Below are 25,336 nucleotides of genomic sequence, written 5' to 3' on the forward strand. Positions count from 1 at the left end.
CCTCACGCGTCCTCTCAGGTCAGGAGCGTCGCGACCGCGGCGTCCACGTCGATGATCCGGTTGGTCTCGGCCTCCACGTGGACCACGCGGGGCTCGTAGTGCTCGAGGTCGGCCTCGTCCATCTGCGCGTAGGAGATGACGATGATCGTGTCGCCGCGGTGCACGAGGCGGGCGGCGGCGCCGTTGACCTTCATGTCGCCCGAGCCGCGCTCGCCCTCGATCGTGTAGGTCTCGAAGCGGGCGCCGTTGTCGACGTCGACGACGTGGACCTGCTCGTGGGGCAGGATGTCGGCGGCCTCGAGGAGGTCGGGGTCGATCGTGATCGACCCCACGTAGTGCAGGTCGCAGTCGCTCACCGTCGCGCGGTGGATCTTCGACTTCAGCATGGTGCGCTGCATCAGCGAGGGGCTCCAGGTGAGGGGGTCAGGAGGGTGTTGTCGATGAGGCGGGTCGAGCCCACGTGGGCGGCGACCGCGACGAGCACCGGCTCGCCGTCGACCTCCGCGACGGGCTCGAGGGTCTCCGGGTCGACGAGCGCGAGGTACTCGGGCTCGACGTCGAAGTGGGTCATGGCGGCCAGGGCGCGCTCGCGCACGGCGGCGGCGTCGCGCTCCCCGGCGGCGACGGCGCCCTCGGCGGCGCGCAGCGCGCGGCTCAGCGCGACGGCGCGGTCGCGGTCGGCGCCCTGGAGGTGCACGTTGCGGCTCGAGCGGGCCAGGCCGTCGTCCTCGCGGACGGTCGGCACCGTCTCGATGTGCACCGGCAGGTCGAGGTCGCGCACGAGGCGGCGGACCACGAGGGCCTGCTGCGCGTCCTTCTGGCCGAAGAACGCCACGTCGGGCAGGCACATGCACAGCAGCTTGGTCACGACGGTCGTCACGCCGTGGAAGTGCTCGGGCCCCCGGTGGGCGCCCTCGAGCGTCTCGGTCAGCGGGCCGCTCACGACGACCTTCGTCGCGAAGCCCGGGGGGTAGACCTCGCCGACCGGCGGGGCGAAGAGGAGGTCGGCGCCCGCCTGCGCCGCGAGGTCCGCGTCGCGCCGCTCGTCGCGCGGGTAGGCGTCGAGGTCGCCGGGGTCGTTGAACTGCGCGGGGTTGACGAAGAGCGAGACGACGACCTCGTCGCAGCCGGCCCGGGCGCGGCGGATGAGCTCGAGGTGGCCGTCGTGCAGCGCGCCCATCGTCGGGACGAGCCCGATCGTGCGCCCGGCCCGCCGCGGGGGCTGCAGCGCGGCGCGCAGGTCGGCCACGGTGCGCACCGTCTTCACGCCGCCACCGCCCCGCGGTCGGCGACGCGCTGCGTCGCGGTGACGAGGGCGTCGAAGAGCTCGAGGTCCTCGGCGGGCAGGCGCTCGGCCACGGCGGCGCGCTGGCGAGCCACGGTGGCGGCGTCGCCGCGGGCGATGGGGCCGGTCAGCGCGTCCGCGCCCTTGGCGGCCCAGCCGTCGACCGTCGCGCGCACGAGCGGGACGAGCACCTCGCGCGAGGTCCCCGTGGTGGTGGCGAGGCGCTCGGCGAGGTCCTCGAGGGCGACGAGGAAGTTCGAGGCGATCGAGGCGGCCGCGTGGTAGGCCGCGCGGTCGCCGTCGGCGACCGTGACGGGGCGCATGCTCAGCGCCTGGCCCAGCGCGAGGGCGGTCCGGCGCGCGCGGTCGGTGGCACCGGCGACCGCGCAGCCCGCCCCGGCCAGGACGCTCTCCGGCCCGGTGACGGTCATGAGCGGGTGCAGCGAGAAGGCCTCGTGCCCGGCGAGCGGCTCGAGCGTCGTCGCACCGCTGCAGTGGCCCACCAGCAGCCCCTCGCGCGGCGCGACGCACGCGGCGGCGTCGGCGATGGCGCCGTCGGGCACGGCGAGCAGGACCACGTCGGCGCCGGCGGCGTCGGCGCCGCGGCCGAGGGGACCGTCGACGGGCAGGCCGGCGTCGCGCAGCGCACGGCAGAGGGCGCCGCCCAGGCGGCCACGGCCGATCACGGCCATGCGGTGGCTGAAGGTGGTCACTGGCGTCTCTCGGTCCAGCTCCCCTCTGGTCGGGGGATGCCGGTCGCGAACCTGACGGGTGTGTCGCGAAGTGTACCCCGCCCTTCCAGCCGCGTGACACCTCTAGCCTTGGATGCCGTGACGGTGTCCGTCGACGAGCGTCGCAGCGCCCTCGAGGAGCTGCTCGCGGAGGCGCGCGAGTGCGTCCGCTGCCCGCTGCACGCCTCGCGCACGCAGGTCGTCCCGGGCGGCGGCGCGGTGGACGTCCCGCTGATGGTCGTGGCCGACGGGCCCGGCCCTGCGGAGGACGCGCGCGGCGTCCCGCTCACCGGCCGTCCGGCCGCGCTGCTCGACGAGCTCCTCGCCGAGGTCGGCCTCGGCCCCGGGCAGGTCTTCCTGACGACCGCCGTGCAGTGCCGGACGCCGCAGAACCGCGAGCCGACCCCGGGCGAGGCCGACACGTGCCGCGCCTGGCTCGAGGCCCAGGTCGCCCTCGTGCGTCCGGTGGTGGTGGCCACGCTCGGCGGCCTCGCGACGAAGCTCCTGCGCGGCGACCCGGCACCGATCACCCGCGTGCACGGGCGCGCGGAGGTCCGCACGGTGGGCGGGGTCGGGGTGCGGCTCCTGCCGCTCCTGCACCCCGCGGCCGCGCTCTACACGCCCAGCCAGATGGGCGTCCTGCGCGAGGACGTCGCACGGATCCCCGCCCTGCTGGCGCTCGGCGCGCCCGAGCGCCTCGACGCGGGGGTCCCGGCCGACCCCGCACCGGCGGCGGTCGTCGAGGATGCGGCCGATGCGCCGCTGCAGCTCGGGCTCTTCTAGAGCACCGGCTCGAGCGAGACGGCCTGCACCCAGAAGCCGCGCTCGCGGACGGCGCGCTCCCGGGCGCCCCCGATGCCCGGCACGTCGCCGGTCGCGCGGCGCACCCGGCCGGCCACGGCGACGACGTCGCCCGCGGCGAACTCGTGCGCGTGCTCCTCGTCGTGCTCGCGCCCGGCCGGACGGGTGACGTAGAGCGTCCCGCTGCCGGCGCGCACGAAGAACCCGCGCTCGCCGGCCAGGCCCACGACGGCGAGCTGCGTGCCGTGGGCGTCGGCACCGGCCAGGCGCCGGACGTCGGCCCGGGTGCTTCCCAGGAGGTCGACGCCGCGCGCGACGAACGCCCCGTTGCCGCCGGCGGCGCGGATCTCGGCCTGCGACGGGGGCGCGCCGGCGGGCTCCGGGTCGTCGTAGCTGAGCTCGGGCACCGCCCCCGAGCGGACCGCCTTGGGCTCGTCGCCGCCCCCGGCACGCGTCGCCACCATGGCCAGGACGGCGGCGAGCACGGCGGCGAGGGGGATGAGCACGACGGGGCGCAGCAGCATCGCCCGGCACCACTCGCAGACCCCGGCGCCGGCCAGGTTGCCGCCGTGTGAACGGCACGCACGCGGACCAGGCGGTCCGCCTTCACCGGCCGGTCACCACCCCGCGAGGAGCGCGCCGAAGGATCGCGGGCGGCAACCCCATCACCCCCTCTGGAGGAACCTGCCTTGAAGTTCACCCGCACGACGGCCCTGGCGGCCGCCGTCACCGCCTGCGGCGTCGCCGTCACCGGCGTCGCCGTGGCCGACAAGGACGGCCGCTCTGCCGAGGTCGTCGCCCAGGCCAAGAAGGAGGACCGCGCCCGCAACGTGATCCTGCTCATCGGCGACGGCATGGACGAGCGCATCATCACCGCGACGCGCGACTACCAGGTCGGCGCGGACGGCAAGCTGCCCGGGCTCGACGGCTTCCTGCTCACCGGCGACAAGACCACGCACTCCGTGGAGGAGGCGCCCCCGAACCTGCCGGACTACGACCCGGACTCCGCCTCCACCGGCACCGCCTGGGCCACGGGCTTCAAGACCTCCGACGCGCGCATCGACACCGTCCCGGGCGACGACACGCCCTACGGCGATCCGGAGAACCTCTTCGAGCTGGCCGAGCGCAAGGGCCTGCGGACCGGCAACGTCACCACGGCCGACGTGACCGACGCGACCCCCGCCGTGCAGATGGCCCACGTCCCGGCGCGCGGCTGCCAGGGCCCGCAGAACATGGCCGCCTGCCCGACCTACCGCCGCAGCGCCGGCGGCCCCGGCTCCATCTCCGAGCAGTCGATCACCAAGGGCATCGAGGTGATCTTCGGCGGCGGCTCCAGCCGGTACGCGCAGACGGCCGACGACGGCGAGACGGTCCTCTCGAAGGCCGAGAAGGCGGGCTACCGGGTCCTGCGCACCCGCTCGGACCTCCAGAGCGCGCCGCTGGACAAGCCGCTGCTCGGCCTGTTCGACAACCAGACCACCAACGGCGGCAACCTCGAGGTCGAGTGGGACGGCATCCCGGCGTCCAACCCGCCCACGGGCCCGGCCACCGGGCAGGTCTGCAACGAGGCCAACCCCGCCCGGCCGGCGAGCGAGCCGAGCCTGGTGGAGATGGAGCGCAAGGCGCTGCAGGCCCTCACCCGACCGGGCCGCGGCGCGGAGAAGGGCTTCTTCCTCCAGGTCGAGGGCGCGTCGATCGACAAGCGCGAGCATGCGGCCGAGCCGTGCGAGGCCATCGGCGAGACGGTCGCCTTCGACCGCGCGGTCAAGCTGGCGCTCGACTTCGCCAAGGAGCGTGGCGACACGCTGGTGGTGGTCACCGGCGACCACGCGCACTCGACGCAGATCGTCCAGGCGGGCACGAACCCGCCCGGCTGCTCGAGCCGGCTGCGCACGAAGGAGGACGCGGTGCTGCAGCTCAACTTCGCCACCAGCACGCCGTGCCCGAACCCGAGCACGGGCGCTGCCGGGGCGTCGCAGCAGCACGAGGGCTCCGAGGTCCGGGTCGTGGCCTACGGGCCGTCGGCCGGCGAGTTCGTCGGCCTGACCGACGACACGGACCACTTCGACATCTTCCGCGACGCGCTGGACCTCCCGGCGCAGGGCCGCACCAAGGCCCCCGCGGGGACGCCGAACCCGTCCCGCTAGTCCTGGCTGCCGGGTGGAAGGTGCCTGGCACCTTCCACCCCAGGCCGGCTCAGACCGGCGTCTTGCGCAGGGCGGGCAGGACCTCGTCGCCGTAGCGGCGGATCGACCCCAGCGGGTCGTGGTCGCCCATGAGCTGCAGGCAGACGACGGTGGCGCCGAGCTCCTGCATCTGGCGGATGCGCTCGACCTGCTCCCCGGCGTCCGCGCCGACCATGAAGCCCTCCTTGGCGAACTCCTCGTCGCTCATCTGCGCGTGGGCCTTGGCGGTCATCTCGGCCGGGTCGTGCAGGTCGCGCAGGTAGACCTCGTCGAGCTGGGTCGCCTTCCACTTGCGGGCGTGCGCGATCGCCTCCTGCTCGTCGTCGGAGAGGTGGAAGCCCGACTGGACGATGATCTCGCCGACCTCCTTGCCGTGGCGCTCGCAGGCCTCCTTGTAGGCGTCGATGACCTCCGGCGCGCTGTCGGGATCGCCCAGGGTCCACAGGCCGTCGCCGCGCTTGCCGGCGATCGCCGCCGCCTTCGGGCCGAAGGCCGAGACGTACATCCGGGGGCGCCGGTCGCCCGCGCGGGTGTAGAGCTTGGCCTCCTTGAGCCGGAACCAGCCGGCGTCCATCGTCACCGTCTCGCCGTGCCACAGCCGCCAGATCGCGTCGAGGCCCTGGTCGAAGCGCTCGAGCATCTCGCCCGGCTCGGGCCAGTCGAGGCCCAGCGGCACCTCGTTGAGCGCCTCGCCGGAGCCGACCCCGAGGTAGGGCCGGCCGGGGAACAGCTCCTCGAGCGACATCCAGTACTGCGCGACGAAGCCCGGGTGGTAGTGGTGGACGATCGGCGTCACGGCCGTGCCGAACGGGCCGTCGGGCACCTGCGAGGCCATCGCCGGGAGCACCGCCCAGGCGCTGGTGCCGGCGCCCTCGGGGAACCACGGCGCGAAATGGTCGGAGGTGGCGAGGCCGTCGAAGCCCGCCTTCCCGGCAGCGGTGGCCTGCTCCACCATCTGCGAGGGCGGGAACTCCTCCGTGGACGCGGCGAACCAGAACTGGGTCATGCCGTTGCGGCTACCCGCCACGTCGCGCGCGCGTGCGCCGATTCGGCGGCGAACCGCGGACGCCCGGGAGGAAGACCGCCGAGGCGCCTAGAATCCCGCCCCGCCGTGGTTGCCGCCCACCGCCGTCTCGCGCTGCTCTGCGCCGTCCTCGCGACGGGCGCGCTCGGCGTGCCCGCGGCGACCGCGCAGACGATCCCGTCGCCCGAGAGCCTGCCGCCGGTCTCGCAGAGCCCGCAGGTCGACCCGCCGGACGTCACCGACGACGCACCGCCGCTCGAGCCCGAGGACGAGCCCTCCGACCGGGAGGGCGGCGGCTCGGACGCGGGCGACACGACCAGGACCACCTCCACCGAGGCGGGCCCCGACCAGCTGCCCGACACGGGCTTCGACGCGTGGGCCGTGGGCCTGCTCGGCGCCACCGTGCTGCTGTCCGGCCTGGGCCTGCGCCTCAAGACCGCCCCTGAGCGCTTCTAGCTCCCTGACGTCCGCCTCTGCCGCGGAGACCGAGGCCGCCGGCGCCCGGCTGGCGGCCGGCCTCGCGCCGGGCGACGTCGTGCTGGTCGAGGGGGAGATGGGCGCGGGCAAGACGACGTTCGTGCGCGGGGCAGCGCGCGCGCTGGGCGTCACCGGCCGCGTCACGAGCCCCACCTTCACGCTCGGGCGCCGCTACGAGGGCGAGGGCGTCGCCGTCTCGCACCTGGACCTCCACCGCCTCGCGGGCCTCGAGGGGGAGGACCCGGCGCTGCTGGACGACTACCTGACGCCCGACGCCGTCGCCTTCGTCGAGTGGCCCGACGTGGCGCGCCCCGAGCTGCCGCGCATCCGCGCCCGCGTGCTGCTCGAGCACGCCGGGGAGCAGGAGCGGACCATCGTGGTCGAGGACCTCGCCCCGTGAGCGTCCTGCTGGCGCTCGACACCGCGACGCCGTCGACCGTGGTCGGCGTCGCGCGCGACGGTGAGCTGGTGGCCGAGCGCCGGCACGACCCCGGGCCGGGCGAGCGCCCCGGCCACGTGCGCGAGCTGCTCCCGCTCGCCGCCGCCGCGCTCGACGAGGCGGGCCTGGCGTTCGCCGACCTGGACCGCATCGGCGCCGGCGTCGGGCCCGGCACGTTCACCGGCCTGCGCATCGGCGTGGCCACCGCCCGGGCGCTCGCGCAGGCCGGCGGCGCCGAGCTCGCGGCCGTGTCCACGCTGGAGGCGCTGGCCGTCGCGGCCGGCCCGCACGACGGTCCCGTCCTGGCCTGCCTGGACGCCCGGCGCGGCGAGCTGTTCGTCGCCGCGTGGGCGGGTGGGGAGCCCGTCCTGGAGCCCGCGGCCTGGCGGCCCGAGCGGCTCGCGGAGCTGCCGTCGGTGGCGGCCGGCGCGTGGCTGGCCTGCGGGGACGGCGCAGTACGATCACGGGACCGGCTCGAGGCGGTGGGCGCGCTGGTCCCCGACGACGAGGACCCGCGGCACGCCGTCGGCGCGGCGGCCCTCTGCCGGCTGGCCGCCACGGCGCCCGCGGTCACGCGCGACGCGCTCGTCCCGGAGTACGTCCGGCCGCCCGACGCCACCCCGCGCGCGTGACCGCCGCCCCCCAGGAAGACCCGCCCGCCGCCGCCCCGCTCGAGATCCGGCGGCTCACGTACGCGGACCTCCCGCAGGTCATCGCCATCGAGCGCCGCGCGTTCCCGACGCCCTGGTCGCTGGCGATGTTCGTGCTGGAGCTCTCGAAGCCCGCGGGCTGGTGCCTGGCCGCCGAGCGCGACGGGCGCATCGTCGGCTACTGCGTGTGCTCGCGCTACGACACCGTCTGGCACGTCATGAACGTCGCGGTCGACCCGACACTGCGCCGTCAGGGCATCGCCGACGCGCTGCTGCTGGCGCTGTTCGAGCGCGTGCGCGACGTCTCGGCCCGCTACACGCTCGAGGTGCGCCCGTCGAACACCGGGGCCATCCGCCTCTACGAGCGCCACGGCTTCGTGGCCGCCGGCACCCGGCGGCGCTACTACCAGGACAACGGGGAGGACGCCCTGATCATGTGGCGCACGCCGGCCACGCTGCGCGGCAGCCTCGACGACGTCCCCAACGCCGCTCCGCCCGGCCAGCTGCCCCGATGATCCTCGCGCTCGAGAGCTCGTGCGACGACACCTGCGCCGCGGTCGTGACCCACGACGGCGAGCTGCGCGCGAACGTCATCTCCTCCCAGGGCGTGCACGACGCCTACGGCGGCGTCGTCCCCGAGGTCGCCAGCCGCCACCACCTCGAGCTGGCCAACCTCGTCGTGGAGGACGCCCTGCGCCAGGCCGCCATCACGCTCGACGACGTCTCGCTGGTCGCCGCGACCGCCGGCCCCGGGCTCGTCGGCGCGCTGCTCGTCGGCCTCAGCACCGCCAAGGGCATCGCCGCCGCGCGCGGGCTGCCGCTGTGCCCCGTCGACCACCTCCAGGGCCATGTCGCCGCGAACTTCCTGCGCCTGGAGGACCTCCGGCCGCTCGAGCCGCCGTTCCTGTGCCTCATCGCCTCGGGCGGCCACACGTTCCTCGCGCGCGTCGAGGACCACGCGTCCTTCACGGTGCTCGGGGCGACCCTCGACGACGCCGCGGGTGAGGCGATCGACAAGGGCGCACGGCTGCTCGGGCTGCCCTTCCCCGGCGGGCCGCACCTCGAGCGCCTCGCCGCGGGCGGCGACCCGCACGCCCACGCGTTCCCGACCGCGGAGAAGGTGGCCGGCCTCGACTTCTCCTTCGCGGGCCTGAAGACGGCGCTGCTGTACCGCGTGCGCGACCTGGGGGAGGAGGCCGCGCAGGCGCAGGCGGCCGACCTCGCCGCCTCCTACCAGCGCGCGATCGTCGAGCAGCTCGCCCGCCGCTGCGAGCGCGCGCTCGAGCAGACCGCCCTGCCCGCGCTGGCGCTGGGTGGCGGGGTCGCGGCCAACGGGCCGCTGCGCGAGCGCCTGGCCGGCCTCGGCGTGCCGCTGACGGTCCCGCCCCGCGCCCTGTGCACCGACAACGCGGCGATGATCGGCTCGGCCGCCCGGTTCCTGCCCGCCGTGCCGTTCCCCGAGCACCTGGCGCTCGACGCCTACCCGACGGGGTCCCGGGGGCTGTGATGTCTGTGACCTCTCCTTCGACATCACCTTCTTGGTGACGGCGGTCGTCCTCTACGGCCGTCCGGGCTGCCACCTCTGCGAGGACGCCGAGGCGCTCCTGCAGGAGCTCGGCATCCCGTTCGAGCGCCGTGACATCGAGGCCGACGACGAGCTCTTCAAGCGCATGCTGGAGCGGATCCCCGTGCTCGAGGTGGACGGCGAGGAGCGCCTCGAGCTGGTCTTCGGAGCGCAGGAGGTCCGCGCCGTGACCGGTACGCTGCGGTCCACATGAGCGTGAACGGCGCCGCCACCCCAGAACGCCTCTCGCTGGGCGTCGCGGCCCGTCTGTCGCGGTACCTGCAGGTCCTGACGCAGGCCAAGAAGATGGGCAAGGAGACGATCTCCTCCCAGGAGCTCAGCGACTACACGCACGTGAACTCCACCCAGATCCGTCGCGACCTCAGCGGGTTCGGGAAGTTCGGCAAGCGCGGTGTCGGCTACAACGTCGACGGCCTGCTCACGCAGATCCGCGGGATCCTGCGCACCGCCGGCCAGCACAACATCGCCCTGTTCGGCGCGGGCCACCTGGGCCGCGCCATCGCCTCCTCGGACATCTTCGCCGACCACGGCTTCCGCGTCGTGGCGATCTTCGACGCCGACCCGAAGAAGGTCGGCCGCGAGGTCGGCGGCCAGCACGTCCGCCACGTCGACGAGCTGCGCAACGTCGTCGAGGAGGAGGACATCGTCGTCGGGGTCCTCGCCGTCCCGGGCGCGGCGGCCCAGGCGCTGGCCGACGACCTGGTCGAGGCGGGCGTCAAGATCATCTTCAACTACTCCGAGACGCTCCTGCGCGTCCCGCCCGAGGTCACGGTCCACACGTCGTCGCCCGCCGTGGACCTGCTCTACGCGCTGTACTTCTACCTCACGTGATCGACCTCGACGCCGCCGAGGAGGTCTTCGCCGCCTCCACCGACGGCACCGTGGGCCTCGAGGAGGAGTTCGCCCTCCTCGACCCGAAGGTGCTCGACCTCGTCCCGCGCTTCGAGGAGCTGCGCGACAGCGCGACGGGCCTCCTGGCGGAGTCTATCTCCGGGGAGCTCATCTCGAGCGAGATCGAGATCCGCTCGGGCCGCGGCGAGGACGTCCACGACGCGCTGAGCCGCCAGCGCGAGGCCCGCAAGGAGCTCTTCGCCCACGCCACGGCGCACGGCGTCGCGCTCGGGGCCACCGGGACGCACCCGTGGGCCGACTACCGCGAGCAGCCCAACATCGACACCGAGCACTACCGCCGGGTCGTCGAGGGCCTCCAGTACGTCGCCCGGCGCAACAACACCTTCTCGCTGCACGTCCACGTCGGCGTGCGCGACCTCGACCGGGCGGTGCGGGTCTGCGACCGGCTGCGGGCGGTGCTGCCCCAGCTGCTGGCGATCAGCGCCAACTCGCCCTACCTGGACGCCCGCGACGCCGGCCTGCACTCCGCGCGCACCCAGGCCTTCACCCGGACCTTCCCGCGCTGCGGGATCCCCGACGCCTACGGCTCCTGGCGCGCCTACCGCGAGTACCTCGAGCTGCTCATCGCGACCGGCGGCATCGTCGAGTACACCCAGGTCTGGTGGTCCGTGCGCCCCCACATCGCCTTCGGGACGGTGGAGGTGCGCATCTGCGACGCCCAGTCCACCGCCCAGGAGTCCGACGGCCTGGCGCAGCTCATCGTCGCCTGCGTCCTGCAGGCCGCGCGCGACCTCGACGAGGGCCGGCCCGCGCCCGACCTGCCCGGCCGGCTGCTGGAGGAGAACCTCTGGCGCGCGATCCGCCACGGCCAGGACGGCGACCTGCTCGACCTCGAGCGCCTCGGCGAGTGCGTGCCGGCCGCCGCGGCGGCCGAGCGGCTGCTGGCCTGGACCGCCCCCGTGCGCGCCGAGGCCGGCATCGAGCCGGTGCTGCCCGAGCTCAACGGCGCCCAGCGCCAGCGCCGGGCGATCGCGGCCGGGACGCCGATGGACGAGGTCTTCCGTACCGTGGTGCAGGAGACGGCCGACACCTACGCGACAGGAGTGCCCGCATGAGCTTCCAGCAGGGAGACCGCCCGCCCACCGAGGAGGAGCTGCGCGCCGCCTACGAGCAGCAGGTCAAGCAGCTGCGCGTCGACGACCTGCTGCTCGAGACCGTCGTGTCGCTCGTGAACCTCGGCGGCCGCAAGGCCGGCCTGGCCCCCGGGACCGAGGACGAGCGCGACCTCGACCAGGTCAAGCTCGCCATCGACGCCGTCAGCGCGGTGCTGCCGCTCGTCGAGGACCGCCTGGGTCCCGACGCCCAGCGGGTGCGCGACGTCGTCTCGCAGCTGCAGATGGCCTGGGTGCAGGAGACCGGAGGCGCGGGCGCTGCGCCCGAGGGCCAGGGCGAGCCCCCGGCCCAGGGACCCGCCGGGCCGGCGCCGCAGCAGCCGCCCCAGCGCCCGCCCTCGAGCGGGCGTCTCTGGGTGCCGGGCCAGTAGCGGTCCGGGGCGCGGGCGTCCGACGCGACCCCGCGCCCTTGCATCTGCCTCCGGTCGTGCGGTTAGAGTCGCCCCGACCGTCATAGAGGCGATCCGCACGAAGGACCTCATCCTGGTGCGGTGGTCCCGCGCCCACCAGAGAGGTTCCCTTGAGTGACTTCCTGACCGACCACGGGGTCGTCGTCGCGCTGGTCTGCGCGGCGATGGCCGTCGTCTACGGCCTGCTCACCACGCGCCGGCTCCTGGCGCTGTCGCCGGGCAACGAGGAGATGCAGCGCATCTCCGGCGCCGTGCAGGAGGGCGCGCGCGCCTACCTCAACCGCCAGTACCTGACGATCGCCGTGGTCGGCGTCGTGCTCGCCGTCGCGCTCATCTTCATCCGCGACGGCTACGTCGCGCTGGGCTTCGTCATCGGCGGCGTGCTGTCGGGCGCGGCGGGCTACATCGGCATGAACGTGTCCGTGCGCTCCAACGCCCGCGTGGCGGAGGCCGCGCGCGGGGGCGTGGGACCGGCGCTCGACGTCGCGTTCCGCGGCGGCGCCATCACCGGCATGCTCGTGGTCGGCCTCGGCCTCCTGGGCGTCGCGGGCTACTACGGCCTGCTCACGACGGTCTTCGACCGCTCGCAGGAGGAGGCGGTCGACGCCCTCATCGGCCTGGGCTTCGGCGGCTCGCTCATCTCGGTGTTCGCGCGCCTCGGCGGCGGCATCTTCACGAAGGCGGCCGACGTGGGCGCCGACCTCGTCGGCAAGGTCGAGGCGGGCATCCCGGAGGACGACCCGCGCAACCCCGCGGTCATCGCCGACAACGTGGGCGACAACGTCGGCGACTGCGCGGGCATGGCGGCCGACCTCTTCGAGACCTACGCGGTGACGATCGTCGCCGTGATGTTCCTCGGCGTGCTGACGTTCGCCGAGCACACCCAGGCCGCGCTCTACCCGCTCGTCCTCGGCGGCGTGGCGATCATCGCCTCGATCATCGGCTCGTTCTTCGTCAAGTCGGCGGCGGGCAACGTGGAGCGGGCGCTCTACCAGGGCCTCATCGTCTCGGGCCTGCTGGCGGCGGCCGCCTTCTACCCGGTCACCCACTGGCTGATGGACGGCATCACGTTCTCCTCTGCCGAGGGCGCGATCGACGCGCCGTCCGTCGGGGAGCTCTACGTCTGCGCGCTCATCGGCATCGCGGTGACGGCCTGCCTCTTCCTCATCACCGACTACTACACGTCGACGCGCTTCAACCCGGTCAAGAAGACCGCGGCGGCGTCCCAGACGGGCCACGCGACGAACATCATCCAGGGCCTCGCGCAGGGCCTCCAGGCCACCGCGCTCCCCGCGCTGGTGCTGGTGCTCGGCGTCTGGGCGTCGTGGAAGATCGCGGGCGGCGGCTTCCAGGGGATCTACGGCATCGGCGTCGCCGTCGTCGGCCAGCTCTCGCTGACCGGCCTGATCGTCGCGCTCGACGCCTTCGGCCCGATCACCGACAACGCGGGCGGCATCGCCGAGATGGCCGAGCTGCCCGAGGAGGTGCGCAACGTCACCGATCCGCTCGACGCCGTCGGCAACACGACGAAGGCGGTGACGAAGGGCTACGCGATCGGCTCCGCGGTCCTGGCGGCGGTCGTGCTCTTCGCGGCGTTCATCCTCGAGCTGCGCCGTGAGGGGGTGGCCCCGGAGGAGACGGTCTTCAACCTCGTCAACCCGGAGGTCCTCATCGGCCTCCTCGTCGGCGGCATGATGGTCTGCCTCTTCGCCGCGCTGTCGATGGAGGCGGTGGGCCGCGCCGGCGGCGCCGTCGTCGAGGAGGTGCGCCGGCAGTTCCGCGAGAAGCCGGGGATCATGGAGGGCACCGACGAGCCCGACTACCGCACCTGCGTCGACCTCGTGACGAAGGCCGCCCAGCGCGAGATGGTCATCCCGTCGCTGATCCCGATCGTCGTGACGTTCGTCATCGGCCTGATCGACGTGCAGGCGCTCGGCGGCCTGCTGATCGGCGTCATCGTCGTCGGGTTCTTCTTCGCCGTCCTCATGACCGCCGGCGGCGGCGCCTGGGACAACGCCAAGAAGCTCATCGAGGACGGGGCGTTCGGCGGCAAGGGCTCCGAGGCCCACGCGGCGTCGGTCACCGGCGACACGGTGGGCGACCCGTTCAAGGACACGGCCGGGCCGGCCATCAACCCCATGATCAAGGTCGCGAACATCGTCGCGATCCTCATCATCCCGATCATCGTCTGAGCTTCACCACCCGTTCGGGTGGGTCAGCTACCCTCCGGCGCATGGGGGAGCTGGTCGTGCCGCGGTGGCGGCCCTCGCTGACGGCGGCGCTGGCCGGTGCGCTGCTGGCCGTCGTCGCGCTCGTGAGCGCCGCACCGGCGCGCGCGCAGGCGCCGCCACCTCCGCCGCCGCCCCCCTCGGTCGACGTCTCGGCCACGGCGCCCAGCGGTGGCTACGTCCAGGGCGGCAACGCGAACTACTCGGTCACGGGCTACGCGCCCACGGCCACGACGCTGTGGATCACGACGGCGATCGGCAACGCCTGCCCGTCCAACCCGCAGGCCGGCGGCTCGCTCGCGCGCCAGGAGAGCCTGGCGGCGGACGCGACCTTCTCCTTCAGCGGCGTGGTGGTCGTGCCCGCCGGCACGAGTTCGGTCTGCGCCTACCTCATGCCCGCGCCTTCCGGGACGCCCGAGGCCGTCGACCAGCACCTCATCACCGGCGCGCGGGCGCCCACGGTCGCCACGCCGGCGCTGACGATCTCCGAGGAGCGCGGCGTCCCGGGCGTCCCGCTCGACCTCACGGTGACGGGCAACGTCGAGGTGCGCCACAGCGTCATCGTGCTGGCCGAGCGCGAAGGGGCGTTCTGCGCCGCCACGGCACTCGCCCAGGCGGCGCGGTCCGTCGGGGTGATCGAGGAGCGCGTCGGTCCGGGCACGTTCGCCGAGAGCGCCGAGTGGACGCCGCCGCAGGGCGGCACCTGGCGGTTCTGCGTGTACGTCGCGCGCGACCCCGGCCTGGCTCCGGGCGGCACGACCACCCGCACCCTGCCGGTCCTCGAGCTGACGGCCAGCGTCGCCGTCAGCGCCCCCGGCGAGGCGGCCAGCGGCGCCGGCGTGCCGGTGCGCGTCACCGGCTCGACGGTCGTCGCCGGGCGCGTGCACCTCGTGTCCGGGCCCGAGCGCGCCTGCGGACGGACCTTCGCCACCGACCGGCTCAACCCCGGCACGGCGCTGCTCACGCCGGTCGGCGGCACGCCGGTCGGCCCAGGCACCTTCGACGTCGGCGCCTCGACCTCCATGCCGGGCGTGCCGCTGCGGCTGTGCGCCTACGTGACCGAGCCCGGCCAGACCGCGAGCCTCGGCGTGGGCCGCGCGCTGGTCACCGTCGCCGGCAGCGGCGGAGGTGGCGGCGGCGGCGGCGGAGGCGGCGGTGGCGGCGGCGGGGGCGTCGTCGGCAGCTCCGAGCCCATCGGCCCGGACATCGGCAAGCGCGCCGTCGGCGGCTTCTACGTGAACACGACGGTCCTGCCGCTCGGCGTCACCGCGGCGCGCTTCCTCGACGTCGCGCGGCGCAGCGGGGAGCGCTGGGGCTACACCTTCCGCGGCGAGACGACGAAGGGCGCGGCCAAGGCCGACGGCACCCGCGTGATCGGCTTCAGCTCGCGCATCAGCCCGCGGCAGGTCTCGGGCGTCCTGGTCTTCAAGGTCCGCAAGCGGCCCAAGGGGTGCAGCTCACGCTCGACCTCCCGCCGCTGCCGGCCCAGGGCGACGACGACGGAGCGCGAGATCGCGCTGTCGCGCTCCCTGACGACCTGGTGGGACGGGGCGCAGGCGCCGCCCGCCGACCGCATCGACGTCGAGACGGCCCTGCTGCGGGCGTTCGGCCAGCTCGCGGGCAACCGCGCCACCGCCGCGGCGTGCGAGCGCACGCCGCTGCTGCGCGCGGGGGTGCCGCGCGCCGGCTGGTGGTGGCGCAGCCCGACGGACACCGGGCAGCCGGGGTGCCAGCGGTGAGGCGCCTCGTCGTCGTCGCGGCCGCCGTGGCGGGCGCGGCGCTCGCCGGCGCCGGTGCGGGCCCGGCCACCGCCGCCACGCCCTCCGGCACCGCGGTGACGGCGACCGACGTGGTCGACGGCGCGACGCTCGTCGTCCGCGTCCGCGCCACGGGCAGGACGCAGCGCGTCCGGCTCGTCGCCCTCGACGTCCCGCGCATCCACCCGGAGGGCTCGACGGTCGAGTGCGGCGGCCTCGGCGCCCTCGACGCCCTGCTGCGCCAGGTCTTCACGAAGCCGGTGGACACCGACGGCGACGGCCTGCGCGACGCGCCGGGCGGGACCGCCCAGCGGCTGTACCTGCAGACCGACACGCGCTTCGGCCGCCGCGACAAGGCGGGCCGGACCTTCGCCTACCTCGCCCGCTCCTCGGGCCAGGACGTCGGCGGCGCGCTGCTGAGCGGCGGCTGGGCGCGGGTCACCCCGGGCGCGCGGTCCTTCCGCGCGCGGGCGGTGTACGCCCAGGCCCAGACCCGGGCCCAGGGCCGCAGCGCCGGGGTCTGGGGCGGCTGCGAGGGCGACTTCCACGTCCCCGGCAGCGTCATCCTCTGAGCTGAGCGGCGACCGGGTGCTCCGCGTCCCCGGTCCCGCCTAGACTCCGCCGCCGCATGGCAGAGCGCCGCCTCCACGGCCTCCAGCGGGTCCTCGGCGTCAACGCCCTGTTCTCGACCGCCTACGGCAACGTCGGCTCGTCGATCTACTACGCGCTCGGGCTCGTCGCGAGCTACGCGCTCGGGCTCACGCCGGTGGTGTTCGTCATCACCGGCGTGATCTTCTACCTCACCGCCGCCACCTACGCCGAGGCCACGGCGATGTACCCCGAGGCCGGCGGGTCGTCGTCGTTCGCGCGCCACGCGTTCAACGAGTTCGCGAGCTTCTTCGCCGCCTGGGCGCAGATGCTCAACTACACGGTGACGATCGCCATCTCGGCCTTCTTCGTCCCGCACTACCTCGGCGGCGTGCTGGGCATCGACGCGCTGCGCCACGGGCCGGGGGACATCGTCTTCGGCATCGGCGTGGTGGTCGTCCTGAGCCTCGTCAACGTGCTCGGCGCCGAGGAGTCCGCCGGCGTCAACATCCTCCTGGCGGTCGTCGACTTCCTCACGCAGGTCCTCCTCGTGCTCGTCGGGATCTTCCTGGTCCTGTCGCCCGACACGCTGGTGGACAACGTCTCGCTCGGCGTCGCGCCGACGTGGACGGACTTCCTGCTGGCGATCCCGGTCGGCATGGTCGCCTACACGGGCATCGAGACGATCTCGAACATGGCCGAGGAGGCCAAGGACGAGACGAAGACGATCCCGGCGGCGATCTCGCGCGTCCGCCTCGCGGTCTTCGCCATCTACTTCACCCTGCCGGCCGTCGCGCTGAGCGCCCTGCCGGTGACGCAGAACGCCGAGGGCGAGTACACGACGCTGCTGGGCCTGGGGGAGGAGGAGGGCGGCTTCGCCGGCGACCCGATCCTGGGCGTCGTCAAGCAGATCGACCTGGGCCCGCTGCAGGAGGTCGGCGAGCTCTACGTCGGCTTGCTCGCGGCGACGATCCTCTTCATCGCGACGAACGCGGGGATCATCGGCGTGTCGCGGCTCGTGTACTCGATGGGGATCTACCGGCAGGTCCCGGACCGGCTGCGCCAGCTGCACCCGAGGTACGGGACGCCGTGGGTCGGGATCCTGCTGTTCGGCGCGATCGCCTGCCTGATCATGCTGCCCGGACAGGCGACGTTCCTGGGCAACCTCTACGCGTTCGGCGCGATGCTGTCGTTCACGATCGCCCACCTGGCGGTCATCCGGCTGCGCCAGACCCAGTCCGACGTCGAGCGCCCGTACCGCGGGCCGGGCGTCCTGCGGGTGCGGGGACGCGAGCTGCCGCTGTTCGCCGTGCTCGGCCTGCTGGGCACGGGCCTGGCGTTCCTCGTCACCACGGTCCTGCACCTCGACGTGGCGGTCACCGGCTTCGGCTGGCTGGCGCTCGGGATCGTGCTCTACGCGCTGTACCGCCGGCGCCAGGGCCTCGACCTCACGACGGTCAAGAAGGTCGCGATCCCGCGGCCGGTCATCGACACCGAGGCCGAGTACGAGTCCGTCCTGCTGGCGGTCGACACGCGCACGCCGTTCGAGGGGGCGGTGCGGGCGGCCCAGCGGCTGGCGGCGCGGCGCCGGCGCGGCATCCACGTGCTCGTGACGATCGTCGTCCCGCAGTCCTCGCCGCTGGACGCCGAGCTGCCCGAGGCCGAGCTCGCGGCGCAGGCGATCATCGAGCGCGCGCGGCTGCTCGCCGGGCGGCGGGTGACCGGGCACTGGGAGAAGGTGCGCCCGGGCCAGGCGGGCCGGCTCATCGTCGAGGAGGCGCGGACGCTGCGTGCCCGCGCGGTCGTCATGCCGCTGCCGGGGCGCGTGAGCGGCGGGTCGGTGTTCGGCAAGACGGTGGAGACCGTGCTCGAGGAGCGCCCGTGCCGGGTGATCATCCTGTCCGAGCCCTCCGAGGCGCCGCGCAAGCCGAAGGCCGCCGCCTGATGCACCGCACCGCCACGCGCTTCACCTCGCTGCTGCTGGTCGTGCTCGGCGTGGCGATGCTCGTGTCGACCGTCGCACGGGGCGGCGGGCCGCTGGCGCTCGGCGTCCTGCTCGGGCTGCTGTTCTGCGCCGCGGGTGTCGGGCGACTGTGGGTCACGCGCGACGAGCCCGGGGAGGAGGAGCGCTAGTGCTCGGCCGCCAGCTCGGCTCCCCGGCCCTCTTCGCCGTCGTCTGGACCTCGCTGGCCAGCGCGATCTACTTCGCGCTCGGCGTGGTGGCGGGCAACGCGCTCGGGCTCACGCCGCTGGTCTTCCTCGTCGCCAGCGTCTTCTTCGCGCTGGCGGCGATGACGTACGTCGAGGGCGCGTCGCTGCACCAGGACCGCGCAGGGTCGACGGTCTTCGCCCGCTACGCCTTCAACGAGCTCGTCTCGTTCATCGCCGGCTGGGCGGTGCTCCTGGACTACGTGATCCTCGTCGCCGTCACGGCGTTCTCCGCCACCCACTACGCGGCGGCGTTCTGGAGCGAGCTGGGGGGCGGCAACGCCGAGCTGGCGATGGCCCTGGGGATCGTGCTGTACGTCGCGGTGCGCAACGTCCTGGGCTTCTCGCCCCGGCGCATCGACCGGATCGCCATGCTCGTGGTCGTCGACCTCGTGCTGCAGGTCGCGCTCGTCGTCATGGGCCTCGTGACGTTCTTCTCGCCCGACGTCCTGCTCGACCCGATCGAGCTCGGCAAGTCGCCCGGGTGGTCGGACCTCATCTTCGCGGTCGGCGTCGCGACGGTCGTCATGACCGGGCTCGAGTCGGCCTCGGGGCTGGCGGGCGAGGTGCGCGTCGGCCGGGCGGGGCTGCGGCGGCTCGTGCACTCGGCGACGCTGTCGGTGCTCGTCGTCTACGTCGGCATCTCGCTCGTGGCGGTCACGGCGCTGCCGGTCGTGGGCGGGGACACGTCGCTGTCGCGCAACCACCTCGAGGACCCGGTGCTCGGGATCCTCGAGGCGTTCGACGAGGCGTGGATCCGCGACGGGCTCAAGTACGTCGTGGCGGCCGCGGCGACCGCGACGCTCATCGCGGCGGCCAACTCGGCGATGCGCGGGCTGTCGCGGCTGGGCTACGCGCTGTCGCGCAACCGCCAGATCCCGTCGCGGCTGGGGCGGCTGCACCCGACGCGCTCGACGCCGTACGTCCTCATCGTCCTGGCGGCGGTCATCGCGGGCGCGCTCATCGTCCCCGAGGACCTCGAGCTGCTCGTCGGCATCTACGCGTTCGGCGCGCTGCTGGCGCTGACGCTCGCGCACCTGTCGATCGTGGCGCTGCGCTTCCGCGAGCCCGACAAGGACCGGCCCTACCGGATGCCGCTCAACGTGGCGGTCGGCGGCGCGGACGTCCCGGTGCCCGCGGTCGTGGGCGGGGTCCTCAGCGCCCTGGCGTGGGTCAGCGTCGTCGTCTTCCACGAGGGCGCCCGGTGGGTCGGCCTGGGGTGGATGGCGGCGGGCCTGCTGCTGTACGTCGTCTACCGCGTCTCGCAGGAGAAGCCGCTGCTCAAGCGCGTGGTGGTCGACGAGGAGGCGCTGCGCGCGCGGCGGATGGAGGAGCTCGAGTACGGCTCGATCCTCGTGCCGCTGACGGGGACGCCGCTGGACGACGACATCGTCCAGACCGCGGGACGCCTGGCCGGCGACCAGGACGACGAGGCGCTCGACGAGAGCGAGCAGGGCGCGACGATCGAGGCGATCTGGGTCTTCGAGGTGCCGATGGCGCTGCCGCTGGACGCGCGGCTGCCCGACGCGCAGGTCGAGCGGGGCCGGGCGGCGCTGCGGCGGGCCAAGGCGGTCGGGGAGGAGTACCAGGGCGTCATGGTCCGGACGGCCACGGTGCGATCGCGGCGGGCCGGCGCGGCGATCGTCGAGGAGGCGCGCCGGCGCGGGGTGCAGGCGATCGTCCTGGCGGCCGAGGAGCCGTCGCGGATCCGGGGCGGCGCGCGGTTCGGCGGCCGGGCGCTGGAGGGCAACTTCGCGGGGGAGGTCACGAAGTACGTCGTGGCCAAGGCGCCGTGCCCGGTGGTCCTCACCGCCCCGCCCACCGACGACGTGCCGGTCGCGGCTCGCACGTCGCCGGACGCTGGCTAGAGTGCCGGGCCATGTTCGTGCTCGTGGTCGGCGCCGGACGCGTCGGGTCCTCGGTGGCACGCGGGGCGCTCGCTGCTGGGCACACCGTGTCCGTGCTCGACGAGGACCCGCTGTCCCACGAACGGCTCGACGCCGGGATGGACACGACGTGGGAGGACGCCGGCGGGCGGTTCACCGTCGGTCACGCCCTCGAGATCGACGCCCTGCTCGAGGCGGGCATCGAGGAGGCCGACCTCTTCATCGCCTCGACCGACGGCGACAACACGAACCTCGTGATCGCCCAGGTCGCCCAGAAGCGCTTCGAGGTCTCGCGGGTCCTGTGCCGGGTCATGGACCCGGCCCGCGCGTCCTGGTACGCCGAGCAGGGGCTCGAGACGATCAGCCCGACCCAGCAGGCGATCGAGAACTTCCAGCGCGCCATGTCCTCGGAGGGCTAGCCGACCGTGTACGTCATCATCGCCGGCGGCGGCAAGGTGGGCTGGAACCTGGCCCGCGAGCTGCTCGACAAGGGCAACGAGGTCACGCTCCTGGAGGGCGACCGCGAGCGCTACCTCGTCATCGAGGAGGAGCTCGAGCACAACGTCCAGTACGGGGACGCCACCGAGCTGTGGGTCCTCGAGCGCGCCGGCGTCCAGCGGGCCGACCTCGTCATCGCCGTCACGGGCGACGACGAGGACAACATGCTCATCTGCCAGATGGCGAAGGAGAAGTACCTCTGCGAGCGGATCATCGCTCGCGTGAACAACCCGCGCAACCGGCAGTGGTTCGAGCTGCTGGAGGTCCAGCCCGCGGTCAGCGCCACCGACCTCATCCTGCGCCTCATCGAGCACGAGGTCCCGTCGTACGGGCTCGTGCACCTGCTCGACCTCCGCGACGAGCAGCTCGAGATCATCGAGGTGGAGGTCATGCCCTCCTCGCCGGCCGCCGGGCGCGCGGTCAGCGAGATCGACCTGCCCGAGGGCGCGCTGGTCATCAGCGTCCTGCGCGACGGGACGGGCTTCGTCCCGAAGGCCGACACCGTCATCGAGGGCGGCGACGAGGTCCTGCTCGTCCTCGACCCGGGGCTCGAGGCGGCGATCACCGCCCAGTTCGCGCCGGGGCGCGAGGCGGCGTAGCCCAGCCGCCTGCGCTCGGGCGCGCGCGGCGGCGGGTAGGGAGGTCGGCGTGATCGAGGTCGCCTTCACCTGCGCATCGGCCGCCGACCGCGAGGCCTTCTCGTCCGCCCTGGCCTCGGTCGCCGACGTCCTGGGCGGCGAGGTCCTCGAGGAGGACCACCAGGTCCTCGCGCGCCTGCGCGACGTCGCGGACGTCCCGGACGCGGAGCGCCGCGCGCTGGCGCTGCGCGACGAGGCGTGCGCCGCGGCGGGGCTGGATCCCGCGTCGGTGCACGTGGGCGTGGGGGACTGGACCCGGTCGCCGGAGGACCCGCCGGCGCCGGCCGACGCCTAGACCCCGCGGACGCCCAGCAGGCGGTCGCCGACCGACACGAACAGGCGGTGGCGGACGAGCGCGATCGGACGGGCGCCGAGGCCTTCCGGGAGGGCCGTCGCGCGGGTGCGACCGGGCCTGCGTCCTGCAGCGTCGGCCTTGGCTTGGAGGCGGCGGGTGCGGCATCCGCCGCCCCGCCAGGAGCGTCGCAGCGAGGAGCACTCCCATGACCGACCGGCGCAGCACGCGAGGGACAGCGGGTGCCGCGCGCGGAAGGTGCGCTGGAACGACGCGCGCCCCGCACGGTGGCGGGGCGCGTCTCAGGCTGCCGGGCAGGGACTCGAACCCCGAATACTGGAACCAGAAACCAGCGTGTTGCCAATTACACCACCCGGCAAGGGGTGCGGCGGGGCAGTATAGGCAACCTCGGCAGGTGACCTCCTGTCCGTGAGAGCCTCTGTCCGTGGGCCCACGACCGCTCCTCGGGCAGCTGCCGCGCTCGCTCCTGGGGGTCGCGTTCGGGCTGGCGTGCCCGTTCGTCCTGGTCGGCACGGTGGTCACGTTCGCGTGGCTCTTCGCGCCGCTGTTCGCGCTCGTGGCGGTCGTCGCCGCGGGGTGCAGCCTCGTCGTCTCGGTCGTTGCCCTGATGGGCGCGTGGTCGCCGCGACCGGCCCTCCGGGCGGCCCAGCTCCTGGCCGCCGCGACCCTGGGCGCGTCGCTGGTCGTCCTCGGCGCCGCGAGCGCCGTGGCCGACGTCGACCGGCCGGTCCACCTGGTCCTCGTCGGCGGGTGCGCTTCGGGCCTGGCGGCGTTGCTGGCGGTGCTGCCGGTGCGCCGGTCGGCGCTCCGCGGCGCCGCCGGGGCCTTCGCCGGTGCCCTCGTCCTCGTCGCCGCCGGCACCGGCCTCGCCGCGGGCGCCGTCGTGGTGACCGACGACGGCGACGGCGGCTGCGACGCCTTCCGCTTCGACGCCGCCCGCTGGTCGTCCCTCCGCGCCGCCGCTCCGCATGCGCTCGAGGACCCCGGCGAGACCACCGAGCTCGAGCGCCTCGCCGGCGACCTCGCCCGCTGCGCCACCCTCACCGGCCTCACCCGCCACCAGGTCCGCACCCTCCTCGGCCCACCCGACACGGGCTCCCGCACGACCTGGTCCTACGTCCTCGGCACCACCAACGACGCCTACGGCCCCGGCGACCAGCACCTCCTCTCGCTCACCTTCCGCGCCGGCCACCTCACCTCCGCCACCACCTGACACTCGGGTCAGACCCCGTCGCACGCTCGGGGTCAGACCCCGTCGCACGGGGTGCCAGGGCTTGTCGCATGCTCGGGGTCAGACCCCGTCGCATCGAGAGGGGGCGAACTTGGGGCCCTTCGGACCTACAGGGGACATGCCACGTGCACCACGACCCCTTGCGGCGGACCTCACCTACCACGTCACGGCGCAGGCGATCCCCGGGGCGAAGCTCATCGTGGACCCGCGGGACGCGGAGCTCTACCTCGCGCTGCTCGCACGGACCGTGTTCCAGCGGGGCTGGCTCTGCCTCGCCTACTGCCTCATGCTCGACCACATCCACCTGCTGGTCACGACGCCGGCTCCCGACCTGCACGACGGCATGCGCGACCTCCACGGGAGGTTCGTGAGCCGCCGGCACAAGACGCGAGGGGCATGGGGCGCGCTGTTCGCTCGGCGCTACGACGCCAAGGTGGTGCAGGACCAGAACCACCTCCTGGAAGCGCTGCGGTACATCCCGCTCAACCCGGTTCGCGGCGGGCTCTGCCTCGCTCCCGCAGCGTGGCCGTGGTCGAGCCATCGGGCCATGGCGGGTGTCGAGCCCGCGCCGGCGTTCCTGGCCCTCGACCAGGCGGTCCGGCACATCGCGGCCTGGGACGGACGCGCCGCGCCCGCCGCCTACTTCGACCTCCTCCGGCGCGCCGACCGTCTCTCGGACCGCTCCCGCGAGCTGCTCGAGCACGAGGCGCAGGCCGCTCCTGCGGGCCGTTCGCCGATCGCGGCGCCGAAGCCCGAGTGGGACGCCGCCGAGTTCCTCGGTCGGACGCCCACGGACGAGCTCGTCCACGCGGCGCACCGCCTCTACGGGCACTCGCTGGAGGACATCGGCGCGCACCTCGGCCAGCACCGCACGACCATCGCGCGGCGCATCGCCCGATGCGACGGGGTCTGACCCCGAGCGGGGCGTGCGACGGGGTCTGACCCCGAGCGGGGCGTGCGACGGGGTCTGACCCCGAGCGGGGGGTGCGACGGGGTCTGACCCCGAGCGCTGTTGTACGGTGCCGTTCATGGGATTGCCGGGGGTGCGGGATGACGGGACGGCGCTGGTGACCGGGGCGAGCTCCGGGATCGGCGAGGAGTTCGCGCGGCAGCTGGCGGCGAAGGGCTACGGCGTCACGCTGGTGGCCCGGCGGCGCGAGCGGCTGGAGGCGCTGGCGGAGGAGCTGCGCAAGGCGCACGGCGTGCGGGTGGAGGTGGCGCCGTGCGACCTCGCCGACCAGGACGCCTGCGAGCGGCTGGTGCGCGACGTCGAGGCGCAGGGGCTGACCATCGACGTCCTCGTCAACAACGCCGGGTTCGGCATCTACCGCGCGTTCGCCAGCAGCGACCTCGACCGGGAGTTCGAGCAGCTGGCGGTGCTGGTCGGGGCCGTGGTGCAGCTCGACGGGCTCGTGCTGCCGGGGATGCTCGAGCGAGGGCGGGGAGCGATCATCAACGTGTCGTCGACGGCCGGGCTCCAGCCGCTGCCGGGCAACGGCACCTACGCGGCGTGCAAGGCGTTCGTGCAGCTCCACACCGAGGCGCTGCACGAGGAGGTCCGGGGGACCGGCGTCACGGTGACCGCCGTCGCGCCCGGGCCGGTGAGGACCGAGTTCCAGGAGACCTCGGAGCCCCTGTTCGCCGAGCGGCTGCCGGGCTTCGTGTGGGCCAGCGCCGAGCGCGTCGCCCGCGACGGCCTCAGAGCCGCCGAGAAGGGCAAGCGCTCGGTGATCCCCGGGGGCCTGGCGACCAAGCTCTTCTTCGGGCCCAACCGCCACCTGCCCGTGGGGCTCTCGCTGCCCGTCGCCCGCCGGCTCATGAGCAAGGAGATCGCGGCGCCCGCCGCGGGGGCCCGCCAGCTCACCGGCGGCGACCCCGGGACCCCCTAGCCCGTCTCGCCGTCGTAGTAGTCCACCGCGTCGGCCTGGCGGAACAGCAGCCGGCGCGGCTCCTGGCCGGGGTAGACGCCGACCTTCCCGCTGTCGGGGTAGAAGGTCGCCGCCGGCGCCCTGACCGACGACCAGAGCAGGACGCGCGCGGGTTCGTCGCCCGCGTTGAAGACCTTGTGCGCACCCTCCGGCGCGGCGGCGAAGAAGACGACGTCGCCCTCCTCGAGCTGGTGCTCGCCCGACGGGGTCCGGACCGACGGACGACCGCGGACCACGAGCAACCACTCCTCCTCGGCCGCCTCCCAGTGGTAGGGGCAGACGGCCTGGCCCGGCGGGAGGTCGTAGACCGACGCGCCCGTCTCGCGGGCGCCGACGCCCGGCCCGAGGCGGCGCATGGCGGCCTGGAAGCCGGGCGGGTCCTCGGGATCCGTCTCGCCCCCCTCGCCGTGCAGGACGTTGAAGCGCTCCATGCGCGCCTCCTACCCGCG

General features: G+C 74.4%; 29 protein-coding genes and 1 tRNA gene. 23 read left to right on the top strand and 7 right to left on the bottom strand.

The annotated features are described in order from the left end of the window. Positions 1–14 precede the first annotated feature (14 nt). Genes panD through JUB12_RS01325 form a run of 3 tightly spaced genes read right to left on the bottom strand, consistent with a single transcriptional unit; the run spans position 15 to position 1,998 of the window. A complete protein-coding gene (gene panD / locus JUB12_RS01315; protein ID WP_205697814.1) occupies positions 15–398 on the bottom strand; it encodes an aspartate 1-decarboxylase in 384 nt (127 codons plus the stop codon). Next, positions 398–1,267: a pantoate--beta-alanine ligase gene (panC, locus tag JUB12_RS01320; RefSeq protein WP_205697815.1), complete on the bottom strand. Its 870-nt coding sequence runs from the start codon at positions 1,265–1,267 to the stop codon at positions 398–400. Before panC ends, panD begins: the two co-directional genes overlap by 1 nt. Beyond that, entirely contained in the window at positions 1,264–1,998 is a 735-nt protein-coding gene (locus JUB12_RS01325; RefSeq protein ID WP_241004383.1) for a DUF2520 domain-containing protein, read from the bottom strand. The genes panC and JUB12_RS01325 overlap by 4 nt, the downstream gene beginning before the upstream one ends. Before the next feature lie 117 nt (positions 1,999–2,115). On the opposite strand from JUB12_RS01325, the gene JUB12_RS01330 reads away from it, so the two are divergent. Continuing rightward, positions 2,116–2,799: a uracil-DNA glycosylase gene (locus tag JUB12_RS01330; protein ID WP_205697816.1), complete on the top strand. Its 684-nt coding sequence runs from the start codon at positions 2,116–2,118 to the stop codon at positions 2,797–2,799. Here JUB12_RS01330 and JUB12_RS01335 read toward each other — a convergent pair. Then, positions 2,796–3,341, bottom strand: coding sequence for a hypothetical protein (locus tag JUB12_RS01335; protein WP_205697817.1), 546 nt, complete (start codon positions 3,339–3,341; stop codon positions 2,796–2,798). The two genes, JUB12_RS01330 and JUB12_RS01335, sit on opposite strands and share 4 nt — an antisense overlap. Positions 3,342–3,506: 165 nt before the next feature. On the opposite strand from JUB12_RS01335, the gene JUB12_RS01340 reads away from it, so the two are divergent. After that, positions 3,507–4,964 (top strand): alkaline phosphatase, encoded by a 1,458-nt coding sequence (locus JUB12_RS01340; protein WP_205697818.1) that lies wholly within the window; start codon positions 3,507–3,509, stop codon positions 4,962–4,964. 49 nt (positions 4,965–5,013) lie between these two features. Here JUB12_RS01340 and JUB12_RS01345 read toward each other — a convergent pair whose 3' ends face one another. Then, complete coding sequence (locus JUB12_RS01345) at positions 5,014–6,009, bottom strand: LLM class flavin-dependent oxidoreductase (RefSeq protein ID WP_205697819.1); 996 nt, start codon at positions 6,007–6,009, stop codon at positions 5,014–5,016. Positions 6,010–6,114: 105 nt separating this feature from the next. Here JUB12_RS01345 and JUB12_RS01350 point away from each other — a divergent pair, with 105 nt between their 5' ends. The 18 genes from JUB12_RS01350 to JUB12_RS01435 all read left to right on the top strand — a co-directional run bounded on the left by JUB12_RS01350 (position 6,115) and on the right by JUB12_RS01435 (position 21,710). After that, a complete protein-coding gene (locus tag JUB12_RS01350) occupies positions 6,115–6,483 on the top strand; it encodes a hypothetical protein (RefSeq protein ID WP_205699848.1) in 369 nt (122 codons plus the stop codon). Between the two features lie 4 nt (positions 6,484–6,487). After that, positions 6,488–6,904, top strand: a complete 417-nt coding sequence (gene tsaE / locus JUB12_RS01355; RefSeq protein WP_256436576.1) for a tRNA (adenosine(37)-N6)-threonylcarbamoyltransferase complex ATPase subunit type 1 TsaE — start codon at positions 6,488–6,490, stop codon at positions 6,902–6,904. Further along, positions 6,901–7,575: a tRNA (adenosine(37)-N6)-threonylcarbamoyltransferase complex dimerization subunit type 1 TsaB gene (gene tsaB, locus JUB12_RS01360; protein ID WP_205697820.1), complete on the top strand. Its 675-nt coding sequence runs from the start codon at positions 6,901–6,903 to the stop codon at positions 7,573–7,575. Before tsaE ends, tsaB begins: the two co-directional genes overlap by 4 nt. Further along, complete coding sequence (gene rimI / locus JUB12_RS01365) at positions 7,572–8,108, top strand: ribosomal protein S18-alanine N-acetyltransferase (RefSeq protein WP_205697821.1); 537 nt, start codon at positions 7,572–7,574, stop codon at positions 8,106–8,108. Before tsaB ends, rimI begins: the two co-directional genes overlap by 4 nt. Next, a complete protein-coding gene (tsaD, locus tag JUB12_RS01370; protein ID WP_205697822.1) occupies positions 8,105–9,100 on the top strand; it encodes a tRNA (adenosine(37)-N6)-threonylcarbamoyltransferase complex transferase subunit TsaD in 996 nt (331 codons plus the stop codon). Before rimI ends, tsaD begins: the two co-directional genes overlap by 4 nt. A 34-nt stretch (positions 9,101–9,134) precedes the next feature. Further along, entirely contained in the window at positions 9,135–9,371 is a 237-nt protein-coding gene (locus tag JUB12_RS01375) for a glutaredoxin family protein (protein WP_241004384.1), read from the top strand. Then, positions 9,368–10,009, top strand: coding sequence for a redox-sensing transcriptional repressor Rex (locus JUB12_RS01380; protein ID WP_205697824.1), 642 nt, complete (start codon positions 9,368–9,370; stop codon positions 10,007–10,009). The genes JUB12_RS01375 and JUB12_RS01380 overlap by 4 nt, the downstream gene beginning before the upstream one ends. Next, positions 10,006–11,145, top strand: coding sequence for a YbdK family carboxylate-amine ligase (locus tag JUB12_RS01385; protein WP_205697825.1), 1,140 nt, complete (start codon positions 10,006–10,008; stop codon positions 11,143–11,145). Before JUB12_RS01380 ends, JUB12_RS01385 begins: the two co-directional genes overlap by 4 nt. Then, entirely contained in the window at positions 11,142–11,573 is a 432-nt protein-coding gene (locus JUB12_RS01390) for a hypothetical protein (protein ID WP_205697826.1), read from the top strand. The genes JUB12_RS01385 and JUB12_RS01390 overlap by 4 nt, the downstream gene beginning before the upstream one ends. A 161-nt stretch (positions 11,574–11,734) precedes the next feature. Further along, the gene (locus JUB12_RS01395) at positions 11,735–13,804 is read left to right on the top strand and encodes a sodium-translocating pyrophosphatase (protein ID WP_371822312.1); all 2,070 of its coding nucleotides are present in this window, start codon (positions 11,735–11,737) and stop codon (positions 13,802–13,804) included. Between the two features lie 41 nt (positions 13,805–13,845). After that, the gene (locus JUB12_RS01400) at positions 13,846–15,579 is read left to right on the top strand and encodes a hypothetical protein (protein ID WP_205697828.1); all 1,734 of its coding nucleotides are present in this window, start codon (positions 13,846–13,848) and stop codon (positions 15,577–15,579) included. Then, positions 15,576–16,169, top strand: a complete 594-nt coding sequence (locus JUB12_RS01405) for a thermonuclease family protein (RefSeq protein WP_205697829.1) — start codon at positions 15,576–15,578, stop codon at positions 16,167–16,169. Before JUB12_RS01400 ends, JUB12_RS01405 begins: the two co-directional genes overlap by 4 nt. 56 nt (positions 16,170–16,225) lie before the next feature. Continuing rightward, positions 16,226–18,130 (top strand): universal stress protein, encoded by a 1,905-nt coding sequence (locus JUB12_RS01410; RefSeq protein ID WP_205697830.1) that lies wholly within the window; start codon positions 16,226–16,228, stop codon positions 18,128–18,130. Further along, positions 18,130–18,318: a hypothetical protein gene (locus JUB12_RS01415; protein WP_205697831.1), complete on the top strand. Its 189-nt coding sequence runs from the start codon at positions 18,130–18,132 to the stop codon at positions 18,316–18,318. Before JUB12_RS01410 ends, JUB12_RS01415 begins: the two co-directional genes overlap by 1 nt. After that, entirely contained in the window at positions 18,318–20,261 is a 1,944-nt protein-coding gene (locus tag JUB12_RS01420; protein ID WP_205697832.1) for an amino acid permease, read from the top strand. Before JUB12_RS01415 ends, JUB12_RS01420 begins: the two co-directional genes overlap by 1 nt. An 11-nt stretch (positions 20,262–20,272) precedes the next feature. Continuing rightward, the gene (locus JUB12_RS01425) at positions 20,273–20,698 is read left to right on the top strand and encodes a TrkA family potassium uptake protein (RefSeq protein ID WP_205697833.1); all 426 of its coding nucleotides are present in this window, start codon (positions 20,273–20,275) and stop codon (positions 20,696–20,698) included. Between the two features lie 6 nt (positions 20,699–20,704). Continuing rightward, positions 20,705–21,376 carry a TrkA family potassium uptake protein gene (locus JUB12_RS01430; RefSeq protein WP_205697834.1) on the top strand — a complete coding sequence of 224 codons (672 nt, stop codon included), beginning with the start codon at positions 20,705–20,707 and terminating at the stop codon, positions 21,374–21,376. Positions 21,377–21,425: 49 nt separating this feature from the next. After that, a complete protein-coding gene (locus tag JUB12_RS01435; protein ID WP_205697835.1) occupies positions 21,426–21,710 on the top strand; it encodes a hypothetical protein in 285 nt (94 codons plus the stop codon). A 304-nt stretch (positions 21,711–22,014) separates the two neighbouring features. Here JUB12_RS01435 and JUB12_RS01440 read toward each other — a convergent pair. Further along, positions 22,015–22,086, bottom strand: a tRNA-Gln gene (locus JUB12_RS01440). A gap of 66 nt (positions 22,087–22,152) precedes the next feature. Between JUB12_RS01440 and JUB12_RS01445 the strand changes: the two genes are divergently transcribed. The 3 genes from JUB12_RS01445 (at position 22,153) to JUB12_RS01455 (ending at position 24,848) form a co-directional block, all read left to right on the top strand. Then, entirely contained in the window at positions 22,153–22,941 is a 789-nt protein-coding gene (locus tag JUB12_RS01445; RefSeq protein ID WP_205697836.1) for a hypothetical protein, read from the top strand. Positions 22,942–23,077: 136 nt separating this feature from the next. After that, complete coding sequence (locus JUB12_RS01450; protein ID WP_205697837.1) at positions 23,078–23,872, top strand: transposase; 795 nt, start codon at positions 23,078–23,080, stop codon at positions 23,870–23,872. Between the two features lie 130 nt (positions 23,873–24,002). Continuing rightward, entirely contained in the window at positions 24,003–24,848 is an 846-nt protein-coding gene (locus tag JUB12_RS01455) for an SDR family oxidoreductase (RefSeq protein ID WP_205697838.1), read from the top strand. On the opposite strand, the gene JUB12_RS01460 is transcribed toward JUB12_RS01455, so the two are convergent. Next, positions 24,845–25,318 (bottom strand): cupin domain-containing protein, encoded by a 474-nt coding sequence (locus JUB12_RS01460; protein ID WP_205697839.1) that lies wholly within the window; start codon positions 25,316–25,318, stop codon positions 24,845–24,847. The two genes, JUB12_RS01455 and JUB12_RS01460, sit on opposite strands and share 4 nt — an antisense overlap. Between the last annotated feature and the right edge of the window lie 18 nt (positions 25,319–25,336).

This window comes from Conexibacter sp. SYSU D00693 (assembly GCF_017084525.1).
In the GTDB taxonomy this organism is placed as follows: Bacteria; Actinomycetota; Thermoleophilia; order Solirubrobacterales; family Solirubrobacteraceae; genus Baekduia.

Coding starts and splice junctions, on each gene's coding strand:
- JUB12_RS01415 (WP_205697831.1), top strand. CDS start 18,130: ATGCACCGCACCGCCACGCGCTTCACCTCGCTGCTGCTGGTCGTGCTC.
- tsaD (WP_205697822.1), top strand. CDS start 8,105: ATGATCCTCGCGCTCGAGAGCTCGTGCGACGACACCTGCGCCGCGGTC.
- JUB12_RS01335 (WP_205697817.1), bottom strand. CDS start 3,341: ATGCTGCTGCGCCCCGTCGTGCTCATCCCCCTCGCCGCCGTGCTCGCC.
- panD (WP_205697814.1), bottom strand. CDS start 398: ATGCAGCGCACCATGCTGAAGTCGAAGATCCACCGCGCGACGGTGAGC.
- JUB12_RS01460 (WP_205697839.1), bottom strand. CDS start 25,318: ATGGAGCGCTTCAACGTCCTGCACGGCGAGGGGGGCGAGACGGATCCC.
- JUB12_RS01400 (WP_205697828.1), top strand. CDS start 13,846: ATGGGGGAGCTGGTCGTGCCGCGGTGGCGGCCCTCGCTGACGGCGGCG.
- JUB12_RS01345 (WP_205697819.1), bottom strand. CDS start 6,009: ATGACCCAGTTCTGGTTCGCCGCGTCCACGGAGGAGTTCCCGCCCTCG.
- JUB12_RS01425 (WP_205697833.1), top strand. CDS start 20,273: ATGTTCGTGCTCGTGGTCGGCGCCGGACGCGTCGGGTCCTCGGTGGCA.
- JUB12_RS01380 (WP_205697824.1), top strand. CDS start 9,368: ATGAGCGTGAACGGCGCCGCCACCCCAGAACGCCTCTCGCTGGGCGTC.
- JUB12_RS01410 (WP_205697830.1), top strand. CDS start 16,226: ATGGCAGAGCGCCGCCTCCACGGCCTCCAGCGGGTCCTCGGCGTCAAC.
- JUB12_RS01390 (WP_205697826.1), top strand. CDS start 11,142: ATGAGCTTCCAGCAGGGAGACCGCCCGCCCACCGAGGAGGAGCTGCGC.
- JUB12_RS01450 (WP_205697837.1), top strand. CDS start 23,078: ATGCCACGTGCACCACGACCCCTTGCGGCGGACCTCACCTACCACGTC.